This is a genomic window from Streptomyces sp. NPDC006265 (assembly GCF_040613555.1).
GTDB lineage: Bacteria > Actinomycetota > Actinomycetes > Streptomycetales > Streptomycetaceae > Streptomyces.
In genome coordinates this window covers 1-11,599 of the sequence record NZ_JBEXSH010000197.1, presented here as the reverse complement: position 1 = coordinate 11,599, position 11,599 = coordinate 1, and the positions used below count along the sequence as shown (strand labels likewise).

The 11,599-nt window shown below is 69.6% G+C and carries 10 protein-coding genes and 1 pseudogene; 4 read left to right on the top strand and 7 right to left on the bottom strand.

Annotated elements, in window-relative coordinates; genetic code table 11:
- Positions 1 to 416: transglycosylase SLT domain-containing protein (locus tag ABZ281_RS18040; protein WP_356656576.1), on the top strand; the 416-nt coding region annotated here is incomplete at its 5' end.
- A gap of 135 nt (positions 417 to 551) precedes the next feature.
- The gene (locus tag ABZ281_RS18035; protein ID WP_356656574.1) at positions 552 to 1,859 is read left to right on the top strand and encodes an AI-2E family transporter; all 1,308 of its coding nucleotides are present in this window, start codon (positions 552 to 554) and stop codon (positions 1,857 to 1,859) included.
- 79 nt (positions 1,860 to 1,938) lie between these two features.
- Here the strand turns inward: ABZ281_RS18035 and ABZ281_RS18030 are convergent, their stop codons facing one another.
- Both ABZ281_RS18030 and ABZ281_RS18025 read right to left on the bottom strand, forming a co-directional pair.
- Positions 1,939 to 2,472, bottom strand: coding sequence for an alkyl hydroperoxide reductase (locus tag ABZ281_RS18030; RefSeq protein WP_356656572.1), 534 nt, complete (start codon positions 2,470 to 2,472; stop codon positions 1,939 to 1,941).
- Between the two features lie 6 nt (positions 2,473 to 2,478).
- On the bottom strand, positions 2,479 to 3,033 hold the full coding sequence (locus ABZ281_RS18025) for a peroxiredoxin (RefSeq protein ID WP_356656570.1): 555 nt from the start codon (positions 3,031 to 3,033) through the stop codon (positions 2,479 to 2,481).
- 133 nt (positions 3,034 to 3,166) lie between these two features.
- On the opposite strand from ABZ281_RS18025, the gene ABZ281_RS18020 reads away from it, so the two are divergent.
- Entirely contained in the window at positions 3,167 to 4,156 is a 990-nt protein-coding gene (locus ABZ281_RS18020) for a LysR substrate-binding domain-containing protein (protein WP_356656568.1), read from the top strand.
- 28 nt (positions 4,157 to 4,184) lie between these two features.
- Here the strand turns inward: ABZ281_RS18020 and ABZ281_RS18015 are convergent, their stop codons facing one another.
- The 5 genes from ABZ281_RS18015 to ABZ281_RS17995 all read right to left on the bottom strand — a co-directional run bounded on the left by ABZ281_RS18015 (position 4,185) and on the right by ABZ281_RS17995 (position 9,061).
- The gene (locus tag ABZ281_RS18015; protein WP_356656566.1) at positions 4,185 to 6,524 is read right to left on the bottom strand and encodes an FtsX-like permease family protein; all 2,340 of its coding nucleotides are present in this window, start codon (positions 6,522 to 6,524) and stop codon (positions 4,185 to 4,187) included.
- Positions 6,521 to 7,210 (bottom strand): ABC transporter ATP-binding protein, encoded by a 690-nt coding sequence (locus ABZ281_RS18010; protein ID WP_356656564.1) that lies wholly within the window; start codon positions 7,208 to 7,210, stop codon positions 6,521 to 6,523. The genes ABZ281_RS18015 and ABZ281_RS18010 overlap by 4 nt, the downstream gene beginning before the upstream one ends.
- Positions 7,207 to 7,731, bottom strand: coding sequence for a PadR family transcriptional regulator (locus ABZ281_RS18005; RefSeq protein WP_356656562.1), 525 nt, complete (start codon positions 7,729 to 7,731; stop codon positions 7,207 to 7,209). The genes ABZ281_RS18010 and ABZ281_RS18005 overlap by 4 nt, the downstream gene beginning before the upstream one ends.
- Positions 7,732 to 7,859: 128 nt before the next feature.
- Positions 7,860 to 8,129, bottom strand: a complete 270-nt coding sequence (locus ABZ281_RS18000) for a hypothetical protein (protein ID WP_356656560.1) — start codon at positions 8,127 to 8,129, stop codon at positions 7,860 to 7,862.
- Positions 8,126 to 9,061 carry an SPFH domain-containing protein gene (locus tag ABZ281_RS17995; protein WP_356656558.1) on the bottom strand — a complete coding sequence of 312 codons (936 nt, stop codon included), beginning with the start codon at positions 9,059 to 9,061 and terminating at the stop codon, positions 8,126 to 8,128. Before ABZ281_RS17995 ends, ABZ281_RS18000 begins: the two co-directional genes overlap by 4 nt.
- A gap of 234 nt (positions 9,062 to 9,295) precedes the next feature.
- Between ABZ281_RS17995 and ABZ281_RS17990 the strand changes: the two are divergent.
- Positions 9,296 to 11,173 (top strand): annotated as a pseudogene (locus tag ABZ281_RS17990) (transglycosylase domain-containing protein); the annotation flags it as partial.
- Positions 11,174 to 11,599: the final 426 nt, after the last annotated feature.

Genomic DNA, 11,599 nt, shown 5'->3' with positions numbered 1-11,599 from the left:
CGGCCGTCGCCAAGCAGAAGGCCGCCAAGAAGGCTGCGGAGGCAGCGGCCAAGGAGCGCGCGGAGGCCAAGGCCGCCGCCAGCCGCTCCAAGGACATCTCCGACTTCCCCGTCGCGAGCTCCTACAGCATCGCCCAGATCCAGGCGATGGCACGGCAGCTGGTGCCGTCGGGGCAGTTCCAGTGCTTCAGCAACATCGTGGACCACGAGTCCGACTGGAACTACAAGGCGGTCAACCCCTCCTCCGGGGCCTACGGCATGTTCCAGGCGCTGCCCGGTTCCAAGATGTCGTCCGTCGGTGCCGACTGGCAGACCAACCCGGCCACCCAGATCAAGTGGGGCCTCAACTACATGAACGACCGTTACGGCAGCCCCTGTGAGGCCTGGACGTTCTGGCAGGCCAACCACTGGTACTGAGCAGACCGGCCCACGGCCGATCCCGCACTTCGCACGAGCCCCGCACCGCAGTCCGGTGCGGGGCTCGCGCCATGTACGGTCGGACGGACCACTCCCCGGGGAGTGGTGCGCCAAGACGGGGGAAAGGGACGGATCATGTCGCGAGTGCCAGGGTGGCTCGGCCGGATCGGTGCCGGGCTGACCGAGATGAGCGAGCGGTACAACGAACGCCGCGCCGAGGCCGAACGGGAGCGGGACGACTCCGACTCCCCGACGTTCGCCGACGACCACGTGCCGCCGCCCCCGGACTACGCACCCGACGTCGCCGCCCGCCCCGATCCCGCGCTGGCCGTGCCGTGGGGCGTGCGGGTCGCGGCCGAGGCGGGCTGGCGGCTCCTCATCCTCGCGGGCACCCTGTGGGTGCTGATGCGGATCATCAGCGCCGTCCAGCTCGTGGTGCTCTCGTTCGTCATCGCGCTGCTCATCACGGCCATACTGCAGCCGACGGTGGCGCGGCTGCGGCGCCACGGCGTGCCGCGCGGACCGGCGACCGCCCTGACGGCCATCCTCGGCTTCGTCGTCATCGGCCTCATCGGCTGGTTCGTGACCTGGCAGGTCATGGAGAACATCGACGACCTCTCGGCCCAGATCCAGGACGGCATCGACGAGTTGCGGAACTGGCTGCTGAACAGCCCCTTCCACGTCACGGACAAGCAGATCAACGAGATCGCCACGAACCTGCGTGAGGCGGTCGGCGCGAACACCGACCAGATCACCTCGGCGGGCCTGGAGGGCGTGACGGTCGTCGTCGAGGCGCTCGCCGGGATCCTGCTGGCGGTCTTCTCGACGCTGTTCCTGCTCTACGACGGCAAACGCATCTGGGAGTGGACGCTGAAGCTGGTGCCGGCGGCGGCGCGGCCGGGAGTGGCCGGAGCCGGCCCGGCGGCGTGGCGGACGCTGACGGCGTACGTGCGGGGCACGGTGATCGTCGCGCTGATCGACGCGATCTTCATCGGTCTTGGCATCTACTTCCTCGATGTGCCGATGGCCGTGCCGCTGGCGGTGTTCATCTTCCTGTTCGCGTTCATCCCGCTGGTCGGCGCGGTGGTGTCCGGGGCGCTGGCGGTGGTCGTCGCCCTGGTCACCCAGGGGGTGTTCACGGCCGTCATGACGCTGGTGGTGGTGCTGGCGGTGCAGCAGATCGAGGGGCACATCCTGCAGCCGTTCATCCTCGGGCGCGCCGTTCGGGTGCATCCGCTGGCGGTGGTGCTGTCGGTCGCGGCGGGCGGGATGGTGGCCGGGATCGGGGGTGCGGTGGTCGCCGTGCCGCTGGTGGCGGTGACGAACACGGTCGCCGGGTATCTGCGGTCGTACTCGCAGAAGTCGGCGCTACGGCACTCGGTGCGGCCCCGTGGAGCCACGGCGGTGAGTGCGGAGACCGGACCCAAGACGCCGCCACAGTAGCGGGCATCGGAACGACAGCAGGGCCCCGTCCACCGGTCAGGTGGGCGGGGCCCTGCGATGCGAGGCGTGCGGCCGGGGGTTACTCGGCCAGGACCGCCTCGGCGTCCAGCGTGACGCCGACCGCCTGGATCACGGAGGCGATCTTGAACGCTTCCTGGACGACGTCGCGGTCGAGGCCCGCCTTGCGCAGGACCTGCTCGTGCGAGTCCAGGCACATGCCGCAGCCGTTGATGGCCGAGACGGCGAAGGACCACAGCTCGAAGTCGACCTTGTCCACGCCCGGGTTGCCGATGACGTTCATCCGCAGGCCCGCGCGCAGGGTGCCGTACTCGTGGTCCGACAGGAGGTGACGGGTGCGGTAGAAGACGTTGTTCATCGCCATCACCGCGGCGGCGGCCTTGGCGGCCGTGTACGCCTCCGGCGACAGGTTCGCCTTCGCCTCCGGCTCCAGCTCGCGCAGCACGATCGGGGAGCGCGAGGCGATGGCCGTCGACAGCACCGTGCCCCACAGCTGCTGGGCCGGCAGGTCGGAGTTGCCGATGACCGAGCCCAGGTTGAGCTTCAGGTCCTTGGCGTAGTCCGGTATGGCGGACTTCAGGGCATCCAGCGACATGTCAGATCACTCTCCGGAGAGCAGCGCGACGGGGTCGAGGGTCTCGTCGCCCTTGGACCAGTTGCAGGGGCAGAGCTCGTCCGTCTGGAGCGCGTCCAGGACCCGGAGGACCTCCTTCGGGTTACGGCCGACCGAGCCCGCGGTCACCATCGAGAACTGGATCTCGTTGTTCTGGTCCACGATGAACACCGCGCGCTTGGCGAAGCCGTCCTCGCCCTCGATGCCGAGGTCGCGCATCAGCTCGTGCTTGGAGTCGGCCATCATCGGGAACGGCAGGTCGCGCAGGTCGTCGTGGTCCTTGCGCCAGGCGTGGTGGACGAACTCGGAGTCGCCGGAGAAGCCGAGGACCTGCGCGTCGCGGTCCGCGAACTCCTCGTTCAGCTTGCCGAAGGCGGCGATCTCGGTCGGGCACACGAAGGTGAAGTCCTTGGGCCACGCGAAGACGACCTTCCACTGACCCTCGTAGGTCTTGTGGTCGATCTGCTGGAACTCCTTGCCCTTCTCCAGCGAGACGCAGGCGGTCAGGTCGAACTCGGGGAACTTGTCACCGACGGTGAGCACACACACTCCTTGCAGCGAAGAAACTCCCGGATCGCGGGGGTTTCCCATGGGTTGGACTGTGTTGATGTTGGCACAGGCTCGATTGATTACGGAAATAGCTACACTCGGTCGAGTTGATCGGAGGTGGTTATCAGTGACTGTCGGTAATAAACGCAGGCAGCCCAGCCTGGCCCAGCTCCGGGCCTTCGCCGCGGTGGCCGAGCACCTCCATTTCCGGGACGCGGCAGCCGCGATCGGCATGAGCCAGCCCGCCCTCTCGGGAGCTGTTTCGGCCCTGGAGGAAGCACTCGGAGTGACGCTCCTGGAGCGTACGACGCGCAAGGTGCTGCTCTCACCCGAGGGTGAGCGGATCGCCGTACGGGCCAAGGCGGTTCTGGGGGAGGTGGGCGCGCTCATGGAGGAGGCCGAGGCGGTCCGGGCGCCCTTCACCGGGACGCTGCGGCTCGGGGTGATCCCGACGGTCGCGCCCTATCTGCTGCCGACGGTCCTGCGGCTCGTCCACGAGCGGTATCCGCACCTCGACCTCCAGGTGCACGAGGAGCAGACCGCCAGCCTGCTCGACGGCCTCGCCGGCGGCCGGCTCGACCTCCTGCTGCTCGCCGTGCCTCCCCCAAGTTCTCGACAGCGCTCGAACAGGGGAGACCCCCACGGCGTCCCAGGGGTGAGCGAACTGCCGCTGTTCGACGAGGACTTCGTGCTCGTCACGCCGCTCGACCACGGGCTCGGCGGGCGGGAGGGCATTCCGCGCCAGGCGCTGCGCGAGCTGAATCTGCTGCTGCTGGACGAGGGTCACTGCCTGCGCGACCAGGCCCTCGACATCTGCCGGGAGGCCGGCCGCGACGACGTGCCGGTCACCACGACCGCCGCGGGCCTGTCCACGCTGGTGCAGCTCGTCGCGGGCGGGCTCGGTGTCACCCTGCTGCCGCGCACCGCCCTGAAGGTCGAGACCTCCCGCAGCAACCAGCTCCTCACCGGGTACTTCGCCGACCCGGCTCCCACCCGCCGGATCGCACTGGCGATGCGGGTGGGAGCCGCGCGCGGCGCGGAGTACGAGGAACTGGCGGCAGCCCTGCGGCAGGCGCTGCGCCCACTGCCCGTACGGGTCCTGGAGCAGGACGCCTGACGACCCGTACGGGCTGTGCGTGCCGCTGCTACTCGGTGCGCAGCCCGTCGGGCCGCATCAGCCTCAGCAGCGGCGGCAGGCTCAGCAGCGTCACCACGAGGACGACACCGGCGCCGATGCCGGTCATCGACAGCACACTCGGCCAGTCCACCCGCACCGAGGTGTTGGTCATCCGCAGCAGGACCGCGCCCAGGGCGATGCCCACCGTCGCGGCGAGCAGCAGGCCCAGCCCGATGGGGATCGCCGTCTGCCACAGCACCGACAGGCCGAGGGTGCGGCGCCTGGTGCCGAAGGCGACCAGGGACGACAGCAGCTTGCGGCGTTCGCGCAACTGCTCCAGCTGCGAGACGAGCAGGCTCGCCCCGATCAGCGCCAGTACGCAGGCGGAGCCGACGGACAGGCCCGTGCGGATGGTGGCGTAACGGTCGTTGCTCTCCATGCTGTGCCAGGTCATGGGCTGGACCGCGGGGTCGAGCCGCGCGGCCGTGTTGCGCACGTGGTCGTAGGCGTCCGGTACCGAGAGGTCCAGGCTCAGGAAGAGCCGCGCCGAGGTGGCCGCCGCCAGCTTCTCGGGCAGCGCTCCGGGTGTGACCAGGATGCCGCCGCGCTCGTACCCGGTGGGGTCCTCGCGGGACTGGGCCGGGCGGATGTCCTGCGGCACGGTCCAGGAGACCGGGCGCTCGCCCGGGCGGGCCGTCTCGCCGTCCGGTTCCCTCCACAGGGTCGTGCCGGGCTTGGCCAGGTGGTCGCTCTCGCTGTCGTACTCCGAGCCGTTGGCCGCGAAGAGGTCCCCGTCACGGCAGGAGGGAAGCGTGGCCACCTCCCGCAGCGACACACAGTCGCCCAGGGTGATCTGGACGAAGGAGTCCTCGCTGCGCCGGTCGCGCAGATAGACGTCCGACAGGGCGGTGACCCTGCGCACGCCCTCGGTGTCGCGGTACTTGCCGATGATGGCCGAGGCGTCGGCGCCGTCCGGCACGTCCACGCTCATCTGGGCCCGGGAGACGTCGAACTGCGACGCCCTGGTGTAGTTGCCCTCGACCCCGGCGAACAGCATCTGCAGGGCGATCGCCCCGGCCACCGCCACCGCGATGCCGTTGACCATCCGGGCCGCCGCCCCACTGCTCAACTGAAGTCGCCGAACGGCCAGTTGCCAGGCGACTCCGCCCGAGCCGAGCCGGGCCACGACCGTCTCCACCACCCAGGGGAGCAGTGCCGTGACGCCGACCAGCAGGAGCATCACGCCGCCGACGACGAGGTACTGGTTGAAGTTCCCGCCGTCGTCGCCCTGCCCGATCATCGGGTAGAGCAGTGCGATCCCGCCCAGCGGCAGCAGCAGCCGCCACCACAGCCGGCGCCGTGAGGGCTTGGCCGTGCGGACCACGCCGAGGGGCTCGATGACCACCCCGCGCAGGGCGAGGATCGTCACCAGGACCGCTGCCGCCGGCACCGCCAGCGCAACCAGGACGGCCAGTACGGGCGAGGGGTTCAGGTAGCTCGGGAACACGCTGACGTGGAACACCTGGGCGGAGGCGGCCAGTTCGCGTCCGAGCAGGAAGAATCCGGTGCCGAGGACGAGCCCCAGCACGGACCCGGCGAGTGCCTCCCCGGCGGCGATCCGCCGGGTCATCCGGCTGTCGGAGCCGACCAGTCGTAGTGCCGCCAGCCTGCGGTCACGCCGCTCGCCGCCGAACCGCACGGCCGCGGCGATGAACACGGCGACCGGCATCAGCAGCACCACGAAGACGACCAGGACCAGCAGGAGCAGTACCGGGTCCCAGGCATCGGACGACCTCAGGTCGTCGTTGCCGAAGCTGTCGATCCGGGCGCCGCTCGCGGGGCCCTCCAGCAGCTTCGCCAGCCCCTTGCCGCCCGCGAAGTAGGCGAGTTCCTGCGAGCCGACGAGTCCCTGCTCGCCGATGGTGCCGGCGATGCGGTAGTTCAGCCGCTCCCGCAGCAGCTTGCCGTCGTCGGAGGCGAGCAGCTCCTTCAGCGCGGGGGAGACGACCATCTCGCCCGCCGCCGGGAACTCGGCGACCCCCGGCGGCAGCGGGGCTCGCGGGCCCTCCGGCTCCAGCAGCCTGCCGCGCACGTCCAGGTCCCGGAACGTGGTGTCCGCGTCCACGACCGTCAGCGTGTTGTCGGCCTTCGGTATCTTCTGCTGGCTGAACGTGTGGTCGCTGCGTGCCTCCTCGCGCCGGTCCCGTTCCGCCAGGGCGTTCGGGATGGCGGTGGTGAGCAGCAGCAGCGCCACCCCCAGCCCGACGCCGACGGCCGTGAGCAGCGACCGTGTCCACCCCTCGCGCCCACCGGCGAGGGCGAACCGGGCCCCCATGGCGAGGTCCCGGCTCCACTGCCCGACGCTCATACGACGCGCTCCATGTCACGGGACTTGCCGTCCCGTACGACGATCTCGCGGTCGGAGTACGCGGCCACCCGTGCCTCGTGCGTGACGAGGACCACGGCCGCGTTGGCGGACCGGGCGGCGTCCGTCAGCAGCTCCATCACACGCTCGCCGTTGTACGAGTCGAGCGCACCGGTCGGCTCGTCGGCGAAGACCACCCGCGGGTTGGTCACCAGCGACCGCGCGACCGCGACCCGCTGCCCCTGACCGCCGGACACCTCGCCGGGCCGCTTCTTGCGGAGGTCGTCGACCTCCAGCCGTTCCATCCAGGCCAGCGCGGTCCGCTCGGCCTCCTTGCGGGACGACCCGTTCAGCCGCAGCGGCAGCGCGACGTTCTCCACACAGGTGAGTTCCGGTACGAGCTGCCCGAACTGGAACACGAACCCGAACTCGGAGCGCCGCAGCGCACTGCGCTCGGCGTCGCTCATCGCGGTCACCTCGCGCCCGTTGTACGTGATCGAGCCCGAGTCGGGCACGACGATCCCGGCGAGGCAGTGCAGCAGCGTCGACTTGCCCGACCCGGACGGGCCCATCACGGCGACGACCTCGCCCGGGTGGATGGAGAACTCGGCGCCGTCGAGCGCGGTCGTCGGTCCGTACGCCTTGCGCAGGTCCTGGGCGGTGAGGAGCGAACCAGGGGGAATCGTCACCGGGTCACCGCCTCACGGAGCTTGTCCAGACGCGCCGCGGTCAGCTCCAGCCAGCGCAGGTCCGCCTCCAGGTGGAACAGTGCGTGGTCGCAGATGAGCTGGTCGGCCAGATCGCCCTTGCGCTTGCGGTCGGTGAGGATCCGCATGCTGCGCAGGTGCTCCGAGCGCTGGGTGTCGAGGATGTCACCGGCGTCGCGGTCGGTGAGCAACGCCAGGACGACCTTGGTGTAGAGGGTGGACTGGAGGTACGGCTCCGGCTTCTCGGGCGTGGCGAGCCAGCGCGCGACGTCGGTGATGCCGGCCTCGGTGATCGCGTACCGCTTGCGCTCGGGACCGCCGCCCGCCTCGATGCCGTCGACCTCGACGAGCCCGTTCTTCAGCAGCCGGGACATCGTCGAGTAGACCTGGCCGTAGTGGAGCGGCCGGTCGTGACCGAACTTCTCGTCGAAGGCCCGCTTCAGGTCGTAACCGTGGCGCGGGCCGGACTCCAGGAGCCCCAGGAGAGTGTGACCGATGGACATGCCAAGAACTCTACACACTGTGTATACGCCGGATGTATACGCGGGGTGTGCACCTCATGGCCGACGGTATGGCCGTGCAGGTCGGGGCGTGTTGTCACGGTTCCGCAACAGCCATGACGGCGCGTCGCTCAGGTGGGCGGCGGGCCGGCGGGAGAGCCCCCGGGAGACCCGGGCGGACGCCCCCGCCGTGGCAGCGGCCCGGTCTCCCGCGGCAGCCGCCCCGCCTCCGCCAGTGCCCTGCGCAACAGGAACTCGATCTGCGCGTTGGCCGACCGCAGCTCGTCCCCGGCCCACCGCGCGAGCGCCTCGTACACCGCCGGGTCCAGCCGCAGCAGCACCTGCTTGCGCTGCTGCTGCGGCCGGCGCTGCGGGCCCGGACCTTCGTCGGGGACCGTCACTGGTAGAGGGACCCGGTGTTGAGGACCGGCTGCGCGGCCCGGTCACCGCACAGCACCACCATCAGGTTGGAGACCATCGCCGCCTTCCGCTCGGAGTCCAGCTCCACGATGTCCCGCTCGGTGATCCGGGCGATCGCGGCCTCCACCATGCCCACCGCGCCGTCGACGATCTGCCGACGCGCCGCGACCACCGCTCCGGCCTGCTGTCGCTGGAGCATCGCCGAGGCGATCTCGGGAGCGTAGGCGAGGTGTGTGAAGCGGGACTCGATGATCTGCACCCCTGCCGCCTCCACGCGCGCGTGCAGTTCGACGGCGAGCTTCTCGGTGATCTCCTCGGCGTTGCCGCGCAACGAGAGGCCGTCCTCCTCGTGGGCGTCGTAGGGGTACTCGATGGCGATGTGCCGCACGGCCGCCTCGGTCTGGGTGGAGACGAACTCGATGTAGTCGTCGACCTCGAAGGTGGCCTGGGCGGTGTCCTCCACGCGCCACACCACGACCGCGGCGAGCTCGATGGGGTTGCCGTAGGCGTCGTTGACCTTGAGGACGGCGGTCTCGTGGTTGCGCACGCGGGTCGAGATCTTCGTGCGGGAGGTGAAGGGATTCACCCAGCGCAGGCCGTCCTGCCGGATCGTGCCGCGGTAGCGGCCGAAGAGCTGGACGACGCGGGCCTCGCCCGGCGCCACCATGTTCAGCCCGCACATGGCGAGGAACGCCGCGAGGGCGACCAGGATGCCGCCGGTGATCAGCCCGGCCTTCGCGCCGCCCGCGTCCACCGAGGTGGCGGCCGCGATCAGCCCGGCGCCGGCCAGCAGCCCGAGCAGCCCGAGCAGCAGGGCGAGCCCGCCGCCGATGCTGTGCGCGGTGAACTCCCGCACGCGTGGCGCCGGCATCTCGGGCACGTCGGCGGTGACCTGTGTGTCGTGTGTGGGCATGGGTGGTCCCCCGTTCTCCTGTCGAAGCCACTCCTGCATAGCTTCTGAATAGCTAAGTGATATCACTTTTCCGCGATCTGGCAACCCTGCGGGTGTGTCGTACGTCGGTTCCGTTGGGATGGGTGCTGATTGTCACGTCCGCAAAGGACCGGATCGGCAGCCCTATCTCTTATCTCCCGGTGTTAGCTTTCTGAGCTGACCTGAGCGGCGAACCTGTGTGACATGTGAGCACACATGAACGAAGCGGAGCAGATCGGACTCATGGGACGAGCGGAAGAGAGACGCGCCCGACAGCGCGGTGGGCGCCGGGCGGCACCCAAGAGCCACCGTTCGTCGGCTGCGGCCGGGAAGAGCGGCATACGTAGGCTCTTCACCTGGAAGAAGTTCCTCGGCACCTTCCTCGGCCTGTGCCTGCTGGGCATGGGGGCCTTCATCGTGCTGTACATGGTGATCGACATCCCCGAGGGGAACGCCGACGCCAAGCGGCAGAGCAATATCTACAAGTACAGCGACGGCTCGATCATGGCCCGCGACGGCAAGGTCAACCGCGAGAACGTCGATCTGTCCCGGGTCCCGAAGGAGGTGCGGATGACGTTCGTCGCGGCCGAGAACAAGACCTTCTTCAAGGACGCCGGCGTCGACTTCAAGGGCACCGCCCGGGGTCTGTTCAACACGGTCTCCGGCCGGGGCGCGCAGGGCGGTTCGACGATCACCCAGCAGTACGTCAAGAACTACTACCTGACGCAGGAACAGACCGTCTCGCGCAAGCTGAAGGAACTGGTCATCTCGCTGAAGCTGGACCGGGAGAAGTCCAAGGACTACATCCTCGCCGGCTACATCAACACCAGCTACTACGGCCGCAACGCCTACGGCATCCAGGCCGCCGCCCAGGCCTACTACCACAAGGACGCCGAGAAGCTCAGCGTCGCGCAGGGCGCCTACCTCGCCGCGCTCCTCCAAGCCCCGAGCCAGTACGACTGGGCCGTCGCCTCGGAGAACGGTAAGAAACTGGTGAAGGCGCGCTGGAACTACGTCCTGGACAACATGGTCGAAGAGGGCTGGCTCAGCGCGTCCGAGCGGGCCGGAATGAAGTTCCCGGTGCCCGAGGAGCCCAAGCCCGCCCCCGGCATGGAGGGCCAGAAGGGCTACCTGGTCAACGCGGCCAACGCGGCGCTGGAGAAGCAGCTCGTCGCCGACGGCACCGCCGACAGCACCAAGGAGGCCGAGGCTCTTGTCAACGCCGGCGGCTGGACCCTCACGCTCAACATCGACAAGAAGAAGCAGGCGGCGCTGGAGAGGTCCGTCCAACGGCAGCTGAACAGCAAGCTCGACCCCGACAAGCGCAAGGTCGACGGAGACGTCCAGGCCGGTGCCGCGTCCGTGAACCCGAAGACCGGTGCGGTGCTCGCGATGTACGGCGGCCAGGATTACTTCAAGCATTACGTGAACAACGCGACCCGCGCCGACTACCAGCCCGCCTCCACCTTCAAGCCGGTCATCCTGGCCGCGGCCGTGGAGGAGCAGGCGAAGACGCAGGACGGCAAGCCGATCACCGCGAGCACCGTCTACGACGGCACGAGCAAGCGCCCGGTCGTGGAGGATGGCCGCAAGGTCGGCTTCGCCCCCGAGAACGAGGACGACCACAACTACGGCCCGATCTCCGTCCAGACGGCCATGAACAAGTCCGTCAACTCGGTCTTCGCGCAGATGGGCGTCGACGTCGGCATGTCCGAGGTGGTGGACGTCGCCGGCAAGCTCGGCATGGACACCAAGAACATGGAGGCCGTGCCGGCCCAGACGCTGGGCAGCATGGGCGCGAGCCCCCTGCAGATGGCGGGCGTCTACGCGACCCTCGACAACCACGGCAAGAAGGTCACCCCGGCCCTCGTGAAGTCGGCGGAGCGTCTGAACCAGAACGTCCCCATGCCCGACCCGGTCGGCGACCAGGTCATCAGCCGCGAGGCAGCCGACTCGGTCACCTCGGTGCTGACCGGCGTGGTCGACGACGGCACCGCCCAGACGTCCGTGGCCAACAACCCCGGCCGCAACGGCCAGCAGGTCGCGGGCAAGACCGGTACCTCCGACAACAACAAGTCGGCCTGGTTCACCGGCTACACGCCCGACCTGGTCACCTCGGTCGGCCTGTTCGGCGAGGACCCCAAGACCCACGCCCAGGTCCCGATGTACAAGGCGGCCGGCGAGCCCCGGGTCAACGGCGGCGGGTTCCCGGCGCAGATCTGGGCGGCATACACCTTCGGTGTGATGGGCGACGTCGGCAAGTTCGACCTGGAGACCCAGCAGGGCGCGGCCGTCCAGCCGACCTGGACGCCGACGCCCACGCAGGAGCCGACCAAGGAGCCCACGCAGGAGCCGACGACCGAGGAGCCGTCGTCGTCCCCGCCGCCGACGACGGAGAAGCCCTCGTCGTCTCCGCCGCCGAGTCCTCCCCGAGGTCGGCCCCAAGCTCGGCACGTACGGCAAGGAGCACCTCGAGGGCCGCGGCGTCGAGGTCTACCTGTCCACCTCCATGGACTCCTG

Coding starts and splice junctions, on each gene's coding strand:
- ABZ281_RS18035 (WP_356656574.1), top strand. CDS start 552: ATGTCGCGAGTGCCAGGGTGGCTCGGCCGGATCGGTGCCGGGCTGACC.
- ABZ281_RS18030 (WP_356656572.1), bottom strand. CDS start 2,472: ATGTCGCTGGATGCCCTGAAGTCCGCCATACCGGACTACGCCAAGGAC.
- ABZ281_RS18015 (WP_356656566.1), bottom strand. CDS start 6,524: ATGAGCGTCGGGCAGTGGAGCCGGGACCTCGCCATGGGGGCCCGGTTC.
- ABZ281_RS18005 (WP_356656562.1), bottom strand. CDS start 7,731: ATGTCCATCGGTCACACTCTCCTGGGGCTCCTGGAGTCCGGCCCGCGC.
- ABZ281_RS17995 (WP_356656558.1), bottom strand. CDS start 9,061: ATGCCCACACACGACACACAGGTCACCGCCGACGTGCCCGAGATGCCG.